At 67.6% G+C, this 18,773-nt stretch carries 17 protein-coding genes and 2 pseudogenes; 12 read left to right on the top strand and 7 right to left on the bottom strand.

The annotated features are described in order from the left end of the window. Positions 1–151 precede the first annotated feature (151 nt). Positions 152–604, top strand: coding sequence for a flavin reductase family protein (locus ABTY98_RS35965; protein WP_352225308.1), 453 nt, complete (start codon positions 152–154; stop codon positions 602–604). Between the two features lie 94 nt (positions 605–698). Here the strand turns inward: ABTY98_RS35965 and ABTY98_RS35960 are convergent, their stop codons facing one another. Then, complete coding sequence (locus tag ABTY98_RS35960; protein WP_352225307.1) at positions 699–1,628, bottom strand: haloalkane dehalogenase; 930 nt, start codon at positions 1,626–1,628, stop codon at positions 699–701. A 202-nt stretch (positions 1,629–1,830) separates the two neighbouring features. Further along, the gene (locus ABTY98_RS35955; protein WP_352225306.1) at positions 1,831–2,709 is read right to left on the bottom strand and encodes an alpha/beta fold hydrolase; all 879 of its coding nucleotides are present in this window, start codon (positions 2,707–2,709) and stop codon (positions 1,831–1,833) included. A 1,069-nt stretch (positions 2,710–3,778) separates the two neighbouring features. Between ABTY98_RS35955 and ABTY98_RS35945 the strand changes: the two genes are divergently transcribed. The 3 genes and pseudogenes from ABTY98_RS35945 to ABTY98_RS35935 form a co-directional block, all read left to right on the top strand. Then, positions 3,779–4,285: a DUF302 domain-containing protein gene (locus ABTY98_RS35945; RefSeq protein WP_352225305.1), complete on the top strand. Its 507-nt coding sequence runs from the start codon at positions 3,779–3,781 to the stop codon at positions 4,283–4,285. A gap of 213 nt (positions 4,286–4,498) precedes the next feature. Continuing rightward, on the top strand, positions 4,499–5,593 hold the full coding sequence (locus ABTY98_RS35940; RefSeq protein WP_352225304.1) for an NmrA family NAD(P)-binding protein: 1,095 nt from the start codon (positions 4,499–4,501) through the stop codon (positions 5,591–5,593). 84 nt (positions 5,594–5,677) lie between these two features. Further along, a pseudogene (locus tag ABTY98_RS35935) lies at positions 5,678–5,879 on the top strand (methyltransferase domain-containing protein); the annotation flags it as partial. 102 nt (positions 5,880–5,981) lie between these two features. Here ABTY98_RS35935 and ABTY98_RS35930 read toward each other — a convergent pair. The 4 genes from ABTY98_RS35930 to ABTY98_RS35915 all read right to left on the bottom strand — a co-directional run bounded on the left by ABTY98_RS35930 (position 5,982) and on the right by ABTY98_RS35915 (position 10,545). Continuing rightward, on the bottom strand, positions 5,982–7,241 hold the full coding sequence (locus tag ABTY98_RS35930; protein WP_502994437.1) for a PP2C family protein-serine/threonine phosphatase: 1,260 nt from the start codon (positions 7,239–7,241) through the stop codon (positions 5,982–5,984). 907 nt (positions 7,242–8,148) lie between these two features. Then, positions 8,149–8,538: a hypothetical protein gene (locus ABTY98_RS35925; RefSeq protein ID WP_352225302.1), complete on the bottom strand. Its 390-nt coding sequence runs from the start codon at positions 8,536–8,538 to the stop codon at positions 8,149–8,151. Positions 8,539–9,338: 800 nt separating this feature from the next. Continuing rightward, positions 9,339–9,821 carry a DUF6114 domain-containing protein gene (locus ABTY98_RS35920; protein WP_352225301.1) on the bottom strand — a complete coding sequence of 161 codons (483 nt, stop codon included), beginning with the start codon at positions 9,819–9,821 and terminating at the stop codon, positions 9,339–9,341. Between the two features lie 109 nt (positions 9,822–9,930). Continuing rightward, positions 9,931–10,545, bottom strand: a complete 615-nt coding sequence (locus ABTY98_RS35915; protein ID WP_352225300.1) for a DUF6230 family protein — start codon at positions 10,543–10,545, stop codon at positions 9,931–9,933. 273 nt (positions 10,546–10,818) lie between these two features. Between ABTY98_RS35915 and ABTY98_RS35910 the strand changes: the two genes are divergently transcribed. From ABTY98_RS35910 to ABTY98_RS35890, 5 genes are all read left to right on the top strand, one after another. After that, positions 10,819–11,523, top strand: a complete 705-nt coding sequence (locus tag ABTY98_RS35910; protein ID WP_352225299.1) for a MerR family transcriptional regulator — start codon at positions 10,819–10,821, stop codon at positions 11,521–11,523. A 274-nt stretch (positions 11,524–11,797) separates the two neighbouring features. Then, positions 11,798–12,316, top strand: a complete 519-nt coding sequence (locus ABTY98_RS35905) for a hypothetical protein (protein ID WP_352225298.1) — start codon at positions 11,798–11,800, stop codon at positions 12,314–12,316. Beyond that, positions 12,295–12,900, top strand: coding sequence for a 4Fe-4S binding protein (locus ABTY98_RS35900; RefSeq protein WP_352225297.1), 606 nt, complete (start codon positions 12,295–12,297; stop codon positions 12,898–12,900). Before ABTY98_RS35905 ends, ABTY98_RS35900 begins: the two co-directional genes overlap by 22 nt. Before the next feature lie 342 nt (positions 12,901–13,242). Further along, complete coding sequence (locus ABTY98_RS35895) at positions 13,243–13,686, top strand: YhgE/Pip domain-containing protein (RefSeq protein ID WP_352225312.1); 444 nt, start codon at positions 13,243–13,245, stop codon at positions 13,684–13,686. A 243-nt stretch (positions 13,687–13,929) separates the two neighbouring features. Beyond that, positions 13,930–14,499 (top strand): TetR/AcrR family transcriptional regulator, encoded by a 570-nt coding sequence (locus ABTY98_RS35890; RefSeq protein WP_352225296.1) that lies wholly within the window; start codon positions 13,930–13,932, stop codon positions 14,497–14,499. 120 nt (positions 14,500–14,619) lie between these two features. Here the strand turns inward: ABTY98_RS35890 and ABTY98_RS35885 are convergent. Next, positions 14,620–15,029: pseudogene (locus ABTY98_RS35885) on the bottom strand (TetR/AcrR family transcriptional regulator); the annotation flags it as partial. Between the two features lie 638 nt (positions 15,030–15,667). Between ABTY98_RS35885 and ABTY98_RS35880 the strand changes: the two are divergent. From ABTY98_RS35880 to ABTY98_RS35870, 3 genes are all read left to right on the top strand, one after another. Then, a complete protein-coding gene (locus ABTY98_RS35880) occupies positions 15,668–16,369 on the top strand; it encodes an SDR family oxidoreductase (RefSeq protein WP_352225295.1) in 702 nt (233 codons plus the stop codon). Positions 16,370–16,399: 30 nt separating this feature from the next. After that, complete coding sequence (locus ABTY98_RS35875) at positions 16,400–17,434, top strand: alpha/beta fold hydrolase (RefSeq protein ID WP_352225294.1); 1,035 nt, start codon at positions 16,400–16,402, stop codon at positions 17,432–17,434. A gap of 272 nt (positions 17,435–17,706) precedes the next feature. Then, positions 17,707–18,681, top strand: coding sequence for an NmrA family NAD(P)-binding protein (locus ABTY98_RS35870; RefSeq protein ID WP_352225293.1), 975 nt, complete (start codon positions 17,707–17,709; stop codon positions 18,679–18,681). Positions 18,682–18,773: the final 92 nt, after the last annotated feature.

Here is an 18,773-nt window from a genome sequence, read left to right as displayed (position 1 = left end):
ACCCGCCGAATACGAAGCCAACTACTACAGAGCAACCACGAAACCCCAGCTCACAGCCACCACCTGAGATCTCTATCGAACCCGGGGCGGTTCACGCGGCTACGGGTAGACACCGAGCTCGTAGTGGCACACCCCGGCGTACACGGTCACGGTGCCGTCAGTCGCTGCCCCGCTCCCAGCCGCGAAGCGGCAGAGCGAGGGTGAAGTCCTCGATGATTCGCCGCCCTTGTGGCACACCCTGTCCCTGACTCCACCCATGGTCGTGGTATCGCTGGACGAACGCTCACACCTGCTGGCGATCATCCGCCGCACCGGCCGCTTCGGCCTCAACGTCCTGGGCATGCACCAGGCCGAGCTCGCCGCGGCCTTCGCCCGCTCAGGCCCGGACAAGTTCGAGGGAATCTCCTGGTCGCCCAGTGAGGAACTGCCGCGCCTGCCGACCTCCGTGGCATGGATCGCAGCCGAGGTCGACGGCTACATCACCGCCGGGGACCACACCATCCTGCTCGCCCATGCCGTCACCGCTGAGCAGAGCGAGGCAAGTGCACGCCCCCTCACGTATCACCAGCGCTCCTTCGGCACCCACACACCGCTTACTTCCTGACCGCTGCGATCACCCGCCCAGAGGGAGACGTGAGCGTCTACTCGTCGCCGCAGGGTGTCCGGCAGGTGTGGTGGGCTGCCGCGCAGATCAGCCGTCAGCCGAGACTGAGGATGGCCTCGACCAGCAGGCCCGGCTGCTGCTCCTGCAAGAAGTGACCGGCGTTAGGGACCGTCACATGATCGCGCCCCTGCGCACCCGGCACGCGGACCTGGAAGATCCGTTCGAATGCGCGCGTGATGTCTTCGTGTTCCGCGAAGGCGGTGAGGAACGGCTTGTCGAAGGCTGTCAGCCCGGCCCAGGCGCGGCTCAGCATCGAGGCGGGCGGGTCCGTGCCATCGAGCGGCACGAGCTGGGGGAACTTTCGTGCTCCGGCGAAGTGCCGATCGGACGGGAACGGAGCGTCGTAAGCGGCCGCGTCCTCCTGGGTGAGGACGTGGCCGGTCTGGTTGAGGGCGCTGTCCGGGCTGCCGACGGCCCACGAGGCGGTCAGGTCCGGTGACTCGGACTGCTCCAGCCAGTGCAGGAAGGCGCCGGCCGCGGGCACGACCTGCTCCGGCGGAAACGAGGCCATGATGTCCGGTGCGGCCAGGCCGGTGTTGGCGGCGACCACGGCCGCGAACCGGCCGGGTGTGAGCCCGACGTGCACGAGGAAGACGAAGCCGCCCCAGTCCTGACCGAACAGGGTGATGTCCGTCAGATTGAGCTGGTCCAGCCAGGCACCTGTCCAGGCGACGTGAGATTCGTAGGTGTACGCCGCCGGGTCGACCGGCTTGTCCGAGCGACCGAATCCGATCAGGTCGGGGACCAGGACACGTCGGCCGGCTGCCACCAGGCCGGGAATCATCTTGCGGTAGAGGTAGCCCCAGGTCGGCTCGCCGTGAGCGAGGACCACGACCGGGCCGTCGGGCGGCCCTTCGTCGACGTAGTGCATGCGCAGGCCCTCACCGACCGTGGCGTACCGGGGCTCGTACGGCCAGTCGGAGAGGCTGTCGAAGCGCTCGTCGGGTGTGCGTTCGATGTCCATGCGACACAGCGTACACCGATCGGTTTCCCGAATAAACCCATCGGTTTCCCACGGTGCCCTCCGGGCCGTGGGCATCTCCGGGCGCGGCAGCAATCGTCGATCGAGGCGGCTGGCCGGAGGGGGGCAAGGGCGATCTCGTCGGCCTTCCAGGTCCCGCCGCCTCGCGGTAGTACCGGAAACACCTACTGGGGTCTCAGGACAGTCACGCCACCGCGTTCAATAGGTCGGCCAGGACGTCGGGCCTTTCCAGGGCGATGAAGTGGCCCGCTCCGGGCACCTGCGTGAAGTCGGCGGCGGGCAGCAGCTCCCTGTTGGCTTCCCGGTTCGACCGCCGGGACCAGTCCTTCACTCCGTAGACGAGGTGGATGGGTGCCTTGACCTCGGGGTAGCGCGAGCGGGCCGCGATGAGGCTGGGCAGGTTCTGGTACACGGCCCGGGCGACGGTCGGATAGCCGGGGCGGCTGCCGACCTGGAGGAGCTCGTCGACGTAGTCCTCCCGCAGTGCGCTCTTGTCGCCCAGGCCGCCCTGCAGGATCCTGCGGAGGGCGGCCTTGGGTTCCACCCCGGCGACCACCGGGCCCACTCCCGGCGTGAGGACACCGCCGACCACCACGCGGGCCAGGAGACCGGACCGGGCGATCCCGCCGCGAAAGTCGTACGTGTTCACCGCGACGACGCGCCGGACCCGCTCCGGCAGATCGGCCGCGGTGGTCAGGGCGAGCACCGCCCCCATGGACTCCCCGACCAACGTCACGTCATGGAGGTCGAGTTCGGTGAGCAGCCGTTCGACGCCTGCGCGCATCGCCGGCTCGTCGTACGACGCGCCGGGCACGATCTCGGAGTAGCCCATCCCCGGCAGATCAAGGGCGTACACGGTGTACTGGTCCGCGATCAGTGAGATAAGGAGGCGGAAGTGCTCGGCCTGTGTGCGCACGGTGTGCAGCAGGACCAAGGGGGCACCGGTGCCCGCCTTGAGGTAGCGCAGGGTTCCCTCGCGTCCGTGGCGTCCTGCGCGCGGGGCGATGGTGTGGCTGGTGGTTCCGGGAAGGTGAAGCGTGGGACGTGGCTCTTGGACGGCCATCTCGCCGACTCCTTGGTGTGAACTGCGGATGGTGACTCAGGGTTCGGTCGGCGGGAACGGTGGTGACGCCGACGACACTCGGCCAGCGGCCCCTGCTCCGGCGACTGCCGCCACGACGAAAACCTGATCGGCTTCCATGAGGGTAAACCGATCGGTTTCCGTGCACAAGCTGCGTGAGGGAGCGCATGAGGATTTCGGAGGTCGCCGCACCGTCCGGCACTCGCCGCAAGGCTCGCAGCGCTGGGGCGCGTTGGCGCCGACTACACCGCCGACGACCTCCTCCCTTGCGCACGGCTCGCCACATCCACCGCGGACCTGATCAGCATCTGGCCATCGGCGCCGTGGGTCACCGCGCTCCCGGCGGTACCGCTGGGCTGCTTCGCTGGCGCCCGCGCACCAGATCATCCGGCTGTACGCACCTCACGGCCAGAGTTGACCACGCCTGCATCGGTGTCAGGGCAGTCACGCCACCACGCGCAGCAGAGGGCCAGGATGTCGGGCCTTTCCAGGGCAATGAAGTGAGCCGCTCCCGGCGCCTGTGTGAAATCGGCAGCTGACAGCAGTTCCTTGTTGGCTTCCCGGTCCGAGCGACGGGACCGGCCCTTCCCCCCGTAGGCGAGGTGGATGGGGCCTGGACCTCCTCCCCCGGGCGCTTGTCGCTTGGAAACCGATCGGTGTACGCTAATGGAAACCGATCAGTTTCCAAGGGGGTGTCCATGGCCAGCCCAAAGACGCAGTCGCCGCCTGGCAGGGGGCAGTCGCGGCATGGGGAAGGTCGGTTTCGAATACGCCGCACGCATCGCATACTGATACCGATGGTGCGTGCTCAACCTCTGGAGTTGAAAGCCATGTCTCCTCACGCCACCTCCACCATCTTCGTCATCGGCGGCACAGAGGCTCAAGGGATGCCCATCGTCCGCGCTCTTGTCGCCGACAAGAAGTACTCCGTTCGAGTCCTCATCCGCGATTAAACCTCCCCCCGAGCCCAACAATGGGCACCGCAGGATGAGCCGCGGAAAGACCTACCATCAGATCATCTCCAATTGCACCCCCACCAGAGGAGACCGTCGTGTCCACGTCGCCTGAAGTCACTCACACCGAATTCACCTGCAAACTCATCACGATTCGCACCCAGAAGTCCTTCGACGACGTCACCGGCGCGCTGGAAGAACTGTTCGCCACCCTCGACATCAAGAAGCTGAACGATATGACGGCGGCCGGTGACCAAGCAGGCATCCACAAGTACGTCGAAGAGATCTCCGGAGATCACAAATTCTCGATCTTCTACCAGCTCGACCAAGGTCCATTGATGCGGCTTGCCGGCTATCCGATCAACTGCCGTTTCTATCTGATCGGCAACCCCTTGATCGCCAACGGGCTCTTCGAGTACGGCGCGATGGCCGGGCTGGGTGCACCTGTGCGGGTCTGCATTTCGCAAACCGACGGCGAGGACGTGCGCATCGACGTCGATGAGCCGACCGCCTTCTTCAGCCAGTTCCCCGAACTGAAGGAATCCAAAATCCCCGCCATCCTCGACAAGGACCTCGTCAACTATCTCATAGCCTTCGCGTCCTGAACCTCCCACAACTCGTGTGTGATCGCCCCCGAGCCAGGCTCTCCTCGCGCTCGGCAACGTCTCCATCCTCGAAGGGTCACTCGCCGACGAAGACGTGCTGCGGGAAGGATTTCGCAGCTGTGACGGGCATTCATCAACAAGAGATCGGTCTCGAACACGCCGCGCACATCGCGTACTGATCGCGTGCGTACTCAACCTCTGGAGTCAAAAGCCATGTCTTCTCACACCGCCTCCACCATCTTCGTCATCGGCGGCACAGGGGCTCAAGGGATGCCCATCGTCCGCGCTCTTGTCGCCGACAAGAAGTACTCCGTCCGAGTCCTGACCCGCGACTCCACCTCCCCCCGGGCCCAGGCCCTCCTCGCGCTCGGCAACGTCTCCCTCCTCGAAGGGTCGTTCGCCGACGAAGACGTGCTGCGGGAAGGATTTCGCAGCTGTGACGGGGTATACATCAACATCGACGGGTTCAACACCGGCGAGAAGACCGAGACCTACTGGGCCATCCGCAGTTACGAGATAGCGATTGAAGAAGGAATCAAGTTCTTCGTCTACGGGAATCTCGACTACGTCCTCAAGAAGTCCGGATACGACTCCAGGTTCCGCACCGGCCACTATGACGGCAAAGGCCGCATGGCCGAATGGGTACTGTTCCAAAACCAAAAGAACAGGGACAGGATGGGAGCGGCCGTCTTCACTTCAGGTCCCTACATGGACATGGTGATCTCCCCGCTCACGCCCATGACACCCTCCGTCGAGGACGGTGTCGTCACATGGCGAGTCCCTCTCGGCGAGGGAGCCGTTCCCCATGTGGATCTCGAAGATTGCGGGTTCTACGTTCGCTGGCTCTTCGACCATCCGGAGCGGGCGAATGGCATGGACCTCGAAGTCGCCATCGAGCACGTGGCCTATGCCGATATGGCTGCGGCGTTCGAGAAGGTCACCGGGCATCCGGCACGGTACATCGACACCGATCTGGACACATATTGGAGCGGTCCGCTGAAGGAGGTTGCCGATCTCCCTGCCGGATACAATGCGGATCCCAACGACAAGGCCACCATGAGCTTCAGGGACAATTTCACGGGCTTCTGGAATGTGTGGAAGCACGGAATCGTCAGCAGGGATTACGCTCTGCTCGACGAAATTCACCCCACTAGGATCCGAAGTGCTGAGGAGTGGTTCCGCCGGGAAGACCAGGTGGGCCGAGACCTCGGTAAGGGAAGTCTCTGGGAAAGGGTCCAGCCGGAGAACTGGAGCATCGAATCTGCGGTACTCAAGAGCAGTGCGGATATGAGGAAGGGAAAGTTGTAAACGGCTGGCAATTCGAATCGGATCTCGGTCAAACTCGTCGGACGGGCGCCTTCGGCTTCCGCAACGCCGACAGCCAAGCGCCAGCTGCCGCTCAGGCGGCGGCTGGGTGACGACGTGGCCCTGCACATGGTCGACCTGAGCGAGCGTTTGCCGTTCGCCGACGGTGCGTTCGACGACGTGGTCGCGTCGCTGGTCCTGCACTTCCTGGAGGACTGGGGGCCAACGCCGGGCCGAGATACGGCGAGTGGTCAGGCCCGGCGGCCGACTGATCGCGTCAGTGCAGCACCTCTTGTTGACTACGCGATTCAAAATTAAGCGCTCCGCGGGCTGTGTCGGCCCCGCGGCCCTTTGAGCGTTGCCGCACCGCAGCCGACTTCGCCAGGGCCGCTCAGAGGCGGACGGCGATCAGCGCGATGTCGTCGCGCGCGCCGGCACTGACTCCGAGGCGGGCCAGTAGCGCGTCCGTGAGGTGCTCGGGGCTCTGGTGGGCGGAGTGGGAGACGGCTTCGCACAGGCGGTGCAGGCCCGCGTCGATGTCCTCGCCCCGGCGCTCGATGAGCCCGTCGCTGTAGAGGATGAAGGTGTCACCAACGGCGTAGGGCAGCTGCGCCTTGGTCCGGGGGCCCTGTTCGACCTGCGCGCCGAGCGGTGGGTCGGTGGCCTGGTCGAGGAGGTCACAGGTGCCGTCGGCGTGCAGCAGGACCGGGGGCGGGTGGCCGGCGCTGCTGTAGGCGATCAGGCGTTGGTCTGTGCGGATCACCACGTTGACCGCGGTGGTGGCGAGCGCCCCGTCCACACCGAGGGCGTACCGGCTCAACACCTCCAGGGCCAGGGCGGGTTCCTCGACGGTACGGATGGCGGCGCTCAGCGCGCTGCGGAGCATGCCCATGACGGCAGCGGCCTCCAGGCCGTGGCCGACGACGTCGCCCACCGACACCGCGAAGGAGCCGCCGGGCAGGTCGATCACGTCGTACCAGTCGCCGCACACGTTGAGCGAACCCACGGCGGGCAGATAACGCACCGCGATGTCGGGGTGACGGACCAGATCCGGGGAGGTGAGCATCGCTTCCTGCAGGGTGACGGCGACCTGGCGCTCACGGGCGTGGGCTTGGCGCAGCTCCTCATGGAGGCGCTGCAACTCCTGGGCGCGGGAGTACAGCTCCATCTCAAGGGCCTCCGGTTCGACCTTGCTCTCGGAGGCCGGCACGTCGTCGTGCGCCTCTTCCCGGCGGGAGCGGCGGGAGCGGACGAACTCCGTCACGTCCTCGACCCGGTGGATGATCCAGGCGACGGTCCCGTCGGGAGCGCTGACCGGGGTGTTGATCGGGGACCACCAGCGCTCCTCGAACTCACCCGGCCGGTCCACGATGGGGATGTCGTACTTCTGCACCACCATCGAATCGCGTTCCCGGGTGGCCAGGACCCGGTGGAGGGAGGCGTTGAGGGTGCTCACCCCGTCCGCGTCGGGGTCCGCCGGGTTGACGGGGAAGGCGTCGAAGAAGTACGTCCCGACCAGGTTCTCCCGGGTGCTCCGGGTCGCCTGCAGATACGCGTCATTGACATCGGCGATCACCAGATCGGGGCCGAGGACGCAATAAGGGGTCGGTGTGGCGGCGAACAGTGCTCCGTAGTCGATCCGCGATGCGATTCTCGGTATCTGCATGGCTACTGCCCGCCATCCCGGCCCCCTGGGACCCCCTCCTCTCACTGTACGAGTCAGGAGAGCCTGCGCGCCCGGACACGGGTCGTGCGGGGACTTGAGGCAGCCGTCGCCGGCCTTTTTCGTGCGCGGCCGGTGGCCATCCCACCGAAGTGCAGTCCAAATGGTAGGCGTCACCAGGGGCCCATGGCACCGCCCGGGCAGCAAGCCGTCCGGGCCGGGTGGCTGGAATCGCCGTGTTGTCGCGGGACGGGGGGCACGTCAGCAGGCGGCCCGGGGCATGGCGAGGACGGGCTTGATGATGCTGCCGTCCAGAGCACCAGCCGCGGCTTCATTGATCTTCTCGAAGGGGTGCCGTCGGATCAGCCGGTCGAACGGGCGGGCGTCCCTCCCGGTGCAGGTCCATCAGCCGGGGCAGGAAGCGCTGCGGGTCGGCGTCGCCCTGGTTGGTGCGCAGCAGGGGGATGCCCTGGCCGCCCGCGGGATCTTTGCGAAGGCGGGGCGGAGCGTCGTCGTTGAGCGCAGCAACCCAGCTCCGTCTCATGGCAGTCGGCATCCCGGGACGTCGAAGCAAGGGCCCCTGTCGGCTCGTACCCCTTCCAGCGGCTTGCCGCTAAGTCCATCAGCTCGCCGCCGTCGGATTTCGCCGAGATCTCACGTTCGTTCTCGGCTGCCCGAGGCACGGCGTGCCCGGCAATTGAATGTCACGACAGCCTTCACTGCGTCGGTCCTCGCATGCCGCGACCTCCGTCAGTGCCGTCACCCGCCACCCAGCGAGCAGACCGTGGTCTTCACTGTCGCTGCGTGGCCCCGCGGGCCAGCGTATGCGCGTCACAGCCACGGTCCGGTGTCGCCGTCCATGACCACGACCGTCCGCAGCCGCTTGCGCCCGGCTTCAGCGTGGCGTTCCGTACCCGTGAATCCCCGGGATGGCGAGTTTTCCGCCTGTCTGTCCGGCCTGGTCGATGTCGGCTTCGTTCAGGCTCAGTTGGAGCTTGGGGCCGAGTTTCCCGATCGTGTCGTAGAGCCACTCCGGCACGGTGTCGGGGGTGAGGTGCAGGCGGAGGACGGGCGGTGTGGGGATGTTTTCGACGCCGGAGAGGGTGCCCGTCAGGCTTTCGACATACATCGTGATGTCGTCGCCCCGGAGTGTGGACGTGGAGCCGGGCGCTGCGTCGATGTGCTGGATCTGTGGGCCGACGGGTACCGACATCTTCAGATCACGGATCATGACTGCCGCTGCGGAGAACTTGAGCACCCGCTTGGGTCCGGCGGCCGTGTCCACGGTCACCACGCCATGGAAGACGAGGTCGTGCAATTCGAGGCGGCTCCCCTTCATCTTCCATGGCTCGGCGGAGAATCGGCCGACGCTCTGGTCCGCGGGGGCCTTGAGATCACTGATGTCGCAGGTGCGAGCAGTTCCCCGGGTGGACTCCGGTGCGGGCGACGGCTCGGCGGTCCGGTGGCTGGGTGCCGGTGATGCGGGCGTCGTGGCCAGGCGGGGCTCGGATGGTGCTGTGGCCTTTGGTGTCGGCGTGGCCGAGCTCGGTGAGAGGCTTGCTTGGGGTGACGGGCTTTGCTGCTCGGTGTCGTAGCGGTAGAGGGGGCCGAGGATGTCCGCAAGGCTTGTTGTGGTGGAGGTTGGGCTGGGTGAGGGGGTGGGGGTGGCGGTCGGTGCTGGGAGCGGGCCCGCTCCGTCGTCGTTCGTGCGCGCCGGCGGCTTGACGGACTCCCCGCTCGAGTGAGCGGTGGACCGGGGATCAGCGGACGGGGTGGGGCTTGCGGGAGTCTCCGTCGCAGGGGCTGATGTGTCGTCGGGCCGGGCACAGTTGACACCGCTGGTTCCAGGTCCGCCCGGCCCCTCTTCGGAAACGGAGAGGCCCGCGTTGGCGCTTGTGTCGGTGGCGGGCAGGCGTTGGCTTCCCAGGACGAGGGCGGTCGGCAGCGCGGTCAGCGCAAGAGCCTTCCCGACGGGCAGGCGAAGGCGCGTCAGTGCGGACGTACGGGGGATGGAGTGCCGGCCTCTCGGCGGCCGGGCGAAGCGGGGTTGTGCGGCCTCGCCGCGGGTGTCGGGTGACTGGTCAGTCATTCACCCAGCCCTCCCTCCGAGTTGACTGTGGCTGACGGAGCCTCGGCATCGTCGGTCATGTCTTCCGGACGCCCGTCCACCGGGCCCCACGCCAGAGCCAGGAGTCCGCCCGTCGCTGCGAGCAGCGTGCCCGCGAGGAATCCGCCGAAGTTGGAGATGGGAAGCGACAGCACGCCGAGGAAGATCGCGACGCAGCCGGCGAAGACCCTGATGATCGGCTGGAACCAGAGGAGTCCGCCAAGGACGATCAGGGTCAGCCCGATGACCAGGGAACCGGCCCCCGCGGTCGTGGACATAGCCACGGACAAGCCGCCCAGGGAGAGGTTGAAGTACGGGAAGTAGATGATGGGCGCGGCAGCGAGGAGCACCAGCAGGCCCGCCCAGAAGGGGCGGGTGCACCGCCAGGCCCGGAAGTCCCGGCGAGCGCGGGTGAAGCCGCTGTCACTGTGGGGGTGCGCGGGTGCGTCGGCACTCGTCATGTGGCAGCTCCCGAGTCGTGAGTGGGGGAGGGTGTGCGCAAGCGGGCTCCGGCCCCCGGGCCGTCGCCGGTCGCTTCCGCGTGCTGGAGACGACGAAGCGGGAGCGAGGTCAGAAGCAGTCGTGGCGGCCGGCCGCGATGTTCATGTGCAGTCCCGCCAGTTCGAACGTTCCCGCAGTCGTGGCCCATACCTTCTGGTGGGCGTCGATGATCTCGACCGAGTCCGCCTGCTGGGCGTAGCCGTTGGGGTCGACGTGGTCCCGGGGGTTGACCTGCCCCTTGGTCATGGAACCGGTGGCGACGCCGATGTCGACGTTGTTGAAGGTGCCGGACTTGGCCTGGAGGTCGGTCATGTCGATGTACAGGTTCTTGGCCTTGACCGGCGTGCCCGACCCGCCGGCCTTGAGCGACATGGTGTAGGTCCCGAGCACGGGAATGTTCACCGGCACGGACTGGCACATGTCGGTGACCGTCGCGTCCTTGATGGAGGAGACGGAGACGGGCACGTGCTTGCCGTTCTTGGCGACGTCCACCGTGGCGTAGTTGCCGAATCCGGTGCCGCTCAGGGAGCCGGCCGAGACCTGGAATTCGGAACCGGAGATGCTGAACGAAGCGGCCAGCGCGCCCTGGGCCATGGAGATCGCGACAGCCGCCGTGGCGGCCACCGTCGGCACCGCACCGACGGCGAAACGCTTCCAGTGGGTCTTGCCGATTCGCTGGGACATTGCGTGGTCCTCCGTTGTCGAGGCGTACGAGACGACCGGACCCAGGACTGACTGGCCCGGGCCGGGGCGGGGGAAGAACGACGGCTGGATACGGCCGTGGCGATGACGACGGCTTCCGCAGGCGCATGTTGTAAGCGCGCACGGAGGAAGCGGGCACACCGAAGAAGCACTCGATAGTGTTACTACCGAGTACCCGATAGTGGCACTACCGAGTCGGTGGGGCAACCCCTGGTAACGCGATACTGGCGGGGACAGTCGAGCGTGAGGGAGCGCATGAGGATTTCGGAGCTCAGTCGCCGGTCCGGGGTGTCGGTGGCGACCATCAAGTACTACCGGCGGGAAGGGCTGCTCCCCGAGGGGCGCGCGCTGAACCCGACGGCGGTCGAGTACGGCGAGGAGCACGTCCAGCGGCTCCGTCTGATCCGCTCCCTCATCCAGCTCGGCGGGCTGTCCGTCGCTCGCACCCGCGAAGTGCTCGATGCCGTCGACCGTCCGCTGGATGCGTTCGAGACCCTGGGTGTCGTCCATCACGCGCTGCCCGTACCGTCCGCGGACACGAATGGGGAGGGTGGCAAGGACGACGCCGGGCCGGATGCCGATGGTGACGAAGCGGCGCCGGGCGAAGGAGTCGCCGCGAGGGTCGAGGCTCTCATCGAGAGCATGGGCTGGCAGATCTCCGACGGGTCGCCGCACCGCTCGGAGCTCGCCGCAAGTCTCGCAGCGCTGGGGCGCGTTGGCGCCGACTACACCGTCGACGACCTCCTCCCTTACGCGCGGCTCGCCACATCCACCGCGGACCTGGATTTCGCGCAGCTCGACGGAATCGAAGACCGCATCGCCCTCGCCGAGCGGGCGGTGGTCCTCGCCGCGCTGTTCGAGCCGGTCGTCCGACTTCTGCGGCGACTGGCCCAGGAGGACGCGAACCACCGTCGCCATCACCGCCGTGCCTCCGGTCGGAGTGGGCCGCCGGCGGGGTGACCGAGACGCGGCAGGGCAGCGCCGGTACCCCGGCTCGGCGCATCCCCGCGCCTCGCGGCAGCGCGGCGCCAACCGGGCCCTTCGGGAGTGTGATCGACCGAGCTGTGCGTCGTATCCACGTCTGCACTGTTGCGGCACCGGACGGTGGGGCGGGTCGGAGGGTGGCCTCCCGCTTGGCTGGCCTTGCGTGCGAAAACTGGTCGGTTTACCGTAATGAAACTGATCGGTTTCTCGCCGTGGGCGAGTCCGAAACCCAGTCCGTTAGGAGCATCGAATGACTACCGCTCGCGGCGCCGAGGAGCAATCGGCGGATCTCAGGCTTCCGGGGAAGCTGGCTGCGCATCCGTCGGTGCAGGCCGTACTGGCCCGGCGTGCGGCGGGTGAGGTCGCGAGCCCGCCGACGGTGACCGATGCGGCTTGGTTGCGCGAGCTGTGCTTGGCGGCCGGTGCGGACGACGCGGCTGCGGTCAGCCTGGACCACCCAGACCTGGCCGGCGAGTGCGAGCACGCACAGTCCGCACTGCCCGGTACCCGCACCCTGATCGCGATGGCGGTCCGGATGAACCGCGACAACTGCCGCTCCCCGGCCCGCAGCGTGGCCAACCAGGAGTTCCATCAGACCGACGAGCAGGCCAACCACGCCGCCCGCAGCGTCACCCAGGCGCTTCAGGACGCCGGATACCGTGCACTCAATCCGTCCGTCGGCTTCCCCCAGGAGATGGACCGCTTCCCCCGCGAGCGGATCTGGGTCGTGGCACCAAGACGGTCGCGGTGGCCGCAGGGCTCGGGGTGATGGGCCTGCACCGCAACGTCATCCACCCGAAGTTCGGCAGCTTCGTGCTGCTGGCCACCGTCCTGGTGGACGCGGAGGTGAGCGAGTACGGGCAGGCGCTGGACTACAACCCCTGCATCGACTGCAAGCTGTGCGTCGCCGCCTGTCCGGTCGGCGCCATCAGTAAGGACGGGGCATTCGATGCGCTGGCCTGCACCACGCACAACTACCGTGAGTTCATGAGCGGGTTCACCGACTGGGCGCAGACCGTGGCCGACAGCGAGGACGCCGCCGACTACCGCTCCCGGGTCACCGATTCCGAGAGCGCCTCCATGTGGCAGAGCCTGACCTCTCCTCCCGGCTACAAGTCCGGCTACTGCGTGGCCGTCTGCCCCGCCGGCGAGGACGTCCTGGGCTCCTACCTGGACGACCGCAAGACGTTCATGGCCACCGTGCTGCGACCGCTGCAGGACAAGAAGGAAACCCTGTACGTCCTGCCGGGCTCCCACGCGCAGGAGTACGCCCAGCGCCGCTTCCCCCACAAGCCCGTCAAGGAAGTCACCGGCGGCTGGCAGCCCCCAGCGAAGCGCTCCGCAGCCTCCTGACCCGGCGCCGACAGAGGCGCGGCGGGCGGGCCTGCTCGCACCGCTGGGGCGTGAGTCGGCAGCTCGAGTTTAAATATGGAAACCGATCGGTTTACGATGAGTGTGAAACCGACCGGTTTCCCGTATCGATGGTGGCCTGAACGTGATCTGGGAGCCGTCGCCGACGGCAGACGGTCAGGAGCGCACCGCCCTCAGGCGGCCGTGTGCGCCGGGGGTTTCGGAGGGACGCCGGCCTGCGATGGCACTGTCCGGTCTCCTCCCGATATGGCTGTGCTGTCGAGACCGGAGTAAGTCATGAGTGGGATTCATCCCTTCCGCGTGCTGCGCGCGAAACCCCTGTAGATCGCCAGCGGCGTCATCACGGGCGTTCTCGCGCTGCTGTTCACCGTGTTCTACGTCGGTGCCAACATCGATCCGGTCGGCCACATGAAGAAGCTGCCCGTCGGTCTGGTCAACGCCGACAAGGGGGCCGCGGTCGGCGGCAAGCAGGTCAACCTGGGGGCGCAGATCACCGAGTCGATCAAGAAGTCCACCGCGGGCGGAGACAAGATCGACTGGTTCCTCGCGGAGTTCGAGCCGCTGCGGCAGATCACCGGCGGTGTCCGCTCGATCCTCTACTACGACGCCCAGGCCGACGCCGGTCTGACCCGGGGCTGGGTGATGATGGCCGCCGGTCTCCTGGCGGCCGCGCTGTTCGGCTTCGGCGTGACGGGCTGGTACGACCGCAGGGGGCTGCACCGCATCCCCGCCGCGACGAAGCCCGAGAAGACCGCCGCCCTGGCGTAGCGGACCTGCGACTCACCCAGGACGGGGCCATGGTGCGGAGTGGCCCCGGTGTGCGTCGCCCTGCGGGACAGCAGGCGCGCACACCATCAGGGCTCGGCGACGGTACCTTTCCCCGGGGGCCGACGCCGAGCGCCTGTCCGGCCTTCGGGTGTCCTCTCCGTCGCGTGGGCAGTACCAGCCGTCCCGGCCGACCGCGAAAACCGATCGGTTTATATTTCGCCGGAATCGAGTTAACCTCACAGTATGAGCACCGAAGTGAAGGCAAGTCCCCGAGAGCGGCTCCTGGAAGCGGCGGCCACACTCACCTACCGAGACGGCGTCGGCATCGGCATCGAGGCGCTGTGCAAGGCGGCGGGGGTGTCGAAGCGCTCCATGTACCAGCTGTTCGAGAGCAAGGACGAACTGCTGGCGGCGAGCCTGGAGCAACGCGCTTCCGCCTTCGTGACGACACTCCTGCCCGCGGCGGACGATGGTCGCTCACCCCGCGAGCGGATCCTGCACGTCTTCGAACAGGTGGAACTACAGGCGGGTGCGCCCGAGTTCCGAGGCTGCCAGTACCTGGCCGTCCAGATCGAACTCAAGGACCAGAGCCACCCCGCGAGCCGGGTGGCCCACCGCGTCAAGGGAAACCTGACGGCCTTCTTCCGGGCCGAGGCCGAACAGGGCGGAGCGAGCGATCCCGACCTGCTGGCCCGACAGCTCAGCCTGGTCTTCGACGGCGCCAGCGCCCGCGCGGGGATCGGAGCCGACAACCTCACCGGGCTCATCGCCCCCACGGTGGCCACCCTTCTCGACGCGGCAGGCGTGCGCTGACGCACCACCTTTTCGAGGAGGCCCGGTGACCGATGCGCTCTCGGGGCTGACGCCCGCCTGCGGCAGCCCGGAGCAGCTCCGACCGATCACGGCTTTGCTTCCCGGCAGTCGGAGGGAAAGCCCGATGGCCGTAAGGGTGTTGATCAGCATGCCGTGCGCGAGGAAGGTCGTGGCCTCGTCGACGTCTGCGCCCAGCGGCAGGCGCACGGTTTCCCAGAGCCTCACCAGCCGGCCCGGACAAGCTCGCCGATCTGGTCATCACCCTGCGCCTCGGCGGCTGCCACGAGGGCGTATCCCTGCATCTACATCAGCAGCGTTTCGGGGTGCGCCGAGATAAGTCGCGCGTAAGCGTTTGCTATGGCATGGAGGGCCTGCTCGCTGCCCTCCGCCCCTTCGACTGCCTGCTCGAAAGCCAGCCGGGTGTCTTCCGTGCTCCGCGTCAAGGCGGCGACGAAGATCGCCTGCTTGCCCGGAAAGAGCCGGAAGAGGTACGGCTGGGTGACACCGACGCGCTTGGCGATCGCCTCGGTAAGGGCCCATGGGCGACATGGCCGACGTCATCTCGCCCAGACCGGCCTTCCCCAAGCCGCGCCCCTTTCGTGGACGGAGCCGACACGGGGACCTCGACACGGGCGAGTGCTACGTCCGTCGAGCCGCCGCATGTGGGCTGATCGTCTCCCGGCAGCTCCCCGGGCGCGGGCTCCGACAGACGGAGGGTGCGGCCTGTCCGCACATGTCCTGCCCGTTGGCCCCCTGCGGACTGGACGACGGCCTGGGACACACGGCTACTTCACTGATCAGTTACCCCTGGCGGTGGACCAACCGGTGATCCGATCCCTGCAGCGGTGCCCTCGCGTCCTGATCCCCGTCGCTGCCGACGTCACGGCCGTCCGAGTGGCTGTCGCCCCTGACTCCCCTGCGCCGCCGGAAGGTGGTCGCCCCCGGTCGCCGCCCCCGGGTGGGCCCGTAAAGCCGCTGGCGGGGCATCCCGGCGACGCCGAGCCGTACGACAGAGCACCCCTCAGTCTCTCCGCCGGACTCCGGGTGAGGTCATCGCTCCCACATGGCCGCTGACGCGTTTCAAACAACCATGACCCGACTTGCACGAAAAAACCGATCGGTTTACGATAGGTGAAACCGATCGGTTTCCCAGCTCTTGGAGGTAGTCGTGACAGCAATCGAAGGCGCCACCGTTCTCGTCACCGGAGGCGGCCGGGGTATCGGCAAGATGCTCGTCGAGGAGCTCTACGGGCGCGGAGCCGGCAAGGTCTACGCCACGGCCCGTGACCCGCGCACGGTGACGCACCCCCGTGCCGTTCCGCTGCCTCTTGAGGTCACCGACCCCGCATCCGTGACGGCCGCCGCCGAGCAGGCCCAGGACGTCACCATCCTGATCAACAACGCCGGCGCCTCGGTCCGCGCCTCGTACCTCGACTCCCCGACGGAGGAAGTCCGCCGGGACCTGGAGACCAACTTCTACGGGCCGCTGCTGGTCACCCGGGCCTTCGTGCCGATCATCGAGCGCAACGGCGGGGGCCACATCCTCAACGTCCACTCCGCCCTGTCCTGGCTGGCCGACGGCACGCCCTACAGCGCCTCCAAGGCCGCCCTGTGGTCGCAGACCAACTCTCTGCGTCTGGAGTTGCAGCCGCGAGGCATCGCGGTGACCGGGCTCCACGTGGCCTACGTGGACACCGACATGACGTCGGGCCTCGACGCACCCAAGGCCGACCCCCGCGATGTCGCCGTGGCCGCCCTCGCCGGCATCGAGGCGGGGGCGCATGAGGTGCTGGCCGACGACACCACCCGCTGGGTCAAGTCGCAGCTGTCCGCCGATCTGGAAGCCCTGTACCCGCAGTTGAACAAGTAGCACGCGCTCACCGATTTCAAGGTAATTCTCATGGAAAGTTCGCTCACCCACCGCTTCGTCGACGTGAACGGAGTCAGACTGCACATCGCCGAGCAGGGGCAGGGGCCGCTGGTCCTGCTGCTGCACGGCTGGCCGGAGAGCTGGTACTCCTGGCGTCACCAGTTCGGGGCGCTGGCAGCGGCCGGGTACCGGGTCGTCGCCCCGGACCAGCGCGGCTATGCCCGCAGCGAGCAGCCGCCGGACGTCACCTCGTACACCCTGCTCCACCTCGTCGGCGACGTGATCGCCCTGATCGAGGAACTCGGCGAGGTGCAGGCGGTCGTCGTAGGGCACGACTGGGGCGCACCCGTCGCCTGGACCGCGGCGATGCTGCGCCCCGACAAGGTCCGTGCGGTGGCCGGGCTCAGCATTCCGCCGATCCTGCCCGGCGGCATGGTCCCGCCCTCCATCACCCGCACCGAGTACGGCGAGGGCTTCTACCAGGTCTACTTCCAGCAGCCGGGAGTCGCCGACGCCGAGTTCGCCAAGGACATCCCGGAATCCTTCCGCCGCCTCCTGGTCGGTGCCTCGGGCGACAACCCGCTCGGCAGGGAGCCCCGCCCGTTGGCCATACCCGAAGGTCTGGGCCTGCTGGACACCATGCCGGCCTCGCCCGACCTCCCGGCCTGGCTGACCGAGGAGGACATCCAGGCGTACGCCGAGGACTTCGCCCTCCACGGCGAGCAGGCGTTCACCGGAGCCTTCAACTGGTACCGGAACATCGAGCGCAACAACGAACTGCTCGCTGCTTTCCGGGGGCGCGGGATCGACGTCCCGGCGCTGTACGTTGTGGGAGACCGCGACATGGTCACCTCATTGCGCGGCCCGGACGGGGGCAGCTCGCTGAGCGAAATGCTTCGGGGCGAGGGCGGGTCGGGCAACCCGCTGACCGCTGTCGCGCCTCAACTGCATGACGTGGTGGTGCTTCCGGGCTGTGGGCATTGGACGCAGCAGGAGCGTCCCGCGGAGACCAACGCCGCGCTCCTGGACTTCCTCGCCCACGTCGACGGCGCTTCGCCCCGATGACACTGCGCAGAATCCGCCTGGCCGGCACGGTTCGGCAGGAGCAGGGCCCAAGGCCCGCGCGGAGGCGGCCATCGAGCTCAACGGCTTCGCCATCATCGACCGCCTCCGGCGGGCACGGTCACCTCCACGAGTCCGACCGAGACCATGGCCTGCCACCGCGCCGAGCGACGGCATAGACGCCCCAGGCGACCCAAGCAGCCCAAGACGATCGCCGGCCACATCCCCTGGCTTTCCGTACAGCTGACCCACCCCAACCAGACAGAGGAATCTTGATGTCAGAGCGCAATCCCATCCTGATCACCGGAGCCGCCGGCGAAATCGGTGGCGTGAGCCGAACGATGGTCGACATGCTGCTTGAACAAGGGCACCCGGTGCGCGCGTTCGTGCGCCAGGACGACCAACGCGCACACTCGCTCCGCCAGGCCGGGGCCGAGGTCTTCGTCGGTGACCTGCTCAACATCGCCGACGTGACCGCCGCGCTGAAGGGCGTCCGACGCATCTACTTCAGCATGAGCCTGTCGCCGTACTACACCGACGCCGTCAGCCTGATGGCCGCGGCGGCGCGGGCCCAGGGCGACATCGAGGTCTTGGTCAACATCTCCGAGTACGAGCAGTCGTTCATGACGTTCGACAAGATGACCGCACCGGAGGAGGAACGGCATGCGTGGCTCGGTGGACTCGTCGAGCAGTGGTCGCCGCAGCAGCGGGCCCACTGGGTCGCCGAGCGGGTGCTGGAGTGGTCCGGCGTCCCGACCGTCAACATCCAGGCGGCCTTCTTCGTCGAGAACCCCATCATGACCTGGCTGGCACTGGAGTCGCTGAGCAGGGGTGAACTGCGCCTACCCTTCGGCCCCCACCAGATCGCGCCCATCGCCGGATACGACGTGGCGGAGGTGTGCGTGAAGATCCTTGCCGACCCGGCCCCGCACCTCTCGAAGTCCTACGCCCTCACCGGTCCGGAACTGAAGGACATGCACGGGTTCGCGGAGGACTTCGCGGCCGTCCTGGGACGCCCCGTCACGTACGTTCCCGAAGACATCGAAACCTGGAACGAGACCTACGTGGACACCGCCATGTCCGCCTATCCGCACATCGCTGAGCACCTGAAGACCCTGACCCGGCTGATAGGCAGCGGCGGGTACGGCAGCATCACCGACCAGCTGGAACCCCTGCTCGGGCGCCCGCCGAAGACCGTGCGGTGGGCGTTGGAGAACCATCCGCGCATCCAGAAGCTGGCGACTGGCTGAGTCGACGAGCGGTCCAGGGTGGAAGCCGGTCTTCCGTTCCACCGCTTCCCGCTGGAGAAGACGGCGAGTGCGCACTGCGCAGTGCAGGGCAA

This window comes from Streptomyces sp. NPDC096040 (assembly GCF_040303265.1).
GTDB lineage: Bacteria > Actinomycetota > Actinomycetes > Streptomycetales > Streptomycetaceae > Streptomyces.
The sequence above is the reverse complement of the archived record's forward strand: the minus strand, read 5'-3'. Positions and strand labels throughout refer to the sequence as shown.

Coding starts and splice junctions, on each gene's coding strand:
- ABTY98_RS35915 (WP_352225300.1), bottom strand. CDS start 10,545: ATGTCCCAGCGAATCGGCAAGACCCACTGGAAGCGTTTCGCCGTCGGT.
- ABTY98_RS35870 (WP_352225293.1), top strand. CDS start 17,707: ATGTCAGAGCGCAATCCCATCCTGATCACCGGAGCCGCCGGCGAAATC.
- ABTY98_RS35890 (WP_352225296.1), top strand. CDS start 13,930: ATGAGCACCGAAGTGAAGGCAAGTCCCCGAGAGCGGCTCCTGGAAGCG.
- ABTY98_RS35875 (WP_352225294.1), top strand. CDS start 16,400: ATGGAAAGTTCGCTCACCCACCGCTTCGTCGACGTGAACGGAGTCAGA.
- ABTY98_RS35960 (WP_352225307.1), bottom strand. CDS start 1,628: ATGGACATCGAACGCACACCCGACGAGCGCTTCGACAGCCTCTCCGAC.
- ABTY98_RS35940 (WP_352225304.1), top strand. CDS start 4,499: ATGTCTTCTCACACCGCCTCCACCATCTTCGTCATCGGCGGCACAGGG.
- ABTY98_RS35920 (WP_352225301.1), bottom strand. CDS start 9,821: ATGACGAGTGCCGACGCACCCGCGCACCCCCACAGTGACAGCGGCTTC.
- ABTY98_RS35910 (WP_352225299.1), top strand. CDS start 10,819: ATGAGGATTTCGGAGCTCAGTCGCCGGTCCGGGGTGTCGGTGGCGACC.
- ABTY98_RS35955 (WP_352225306.1), bottom strand. CDS start 2,709: ATGGCCGTCCAAGAGCCACGTCCCACGCTTCACCTTCCCGGAACCACC.
- ABTY98_RS35905 (WP_352225298.1), top strand. CDS start 11,798: ATGACTACCGCTCGCGGCGCCGAGGAGCAATCGGCGGATCTCAGGCTT.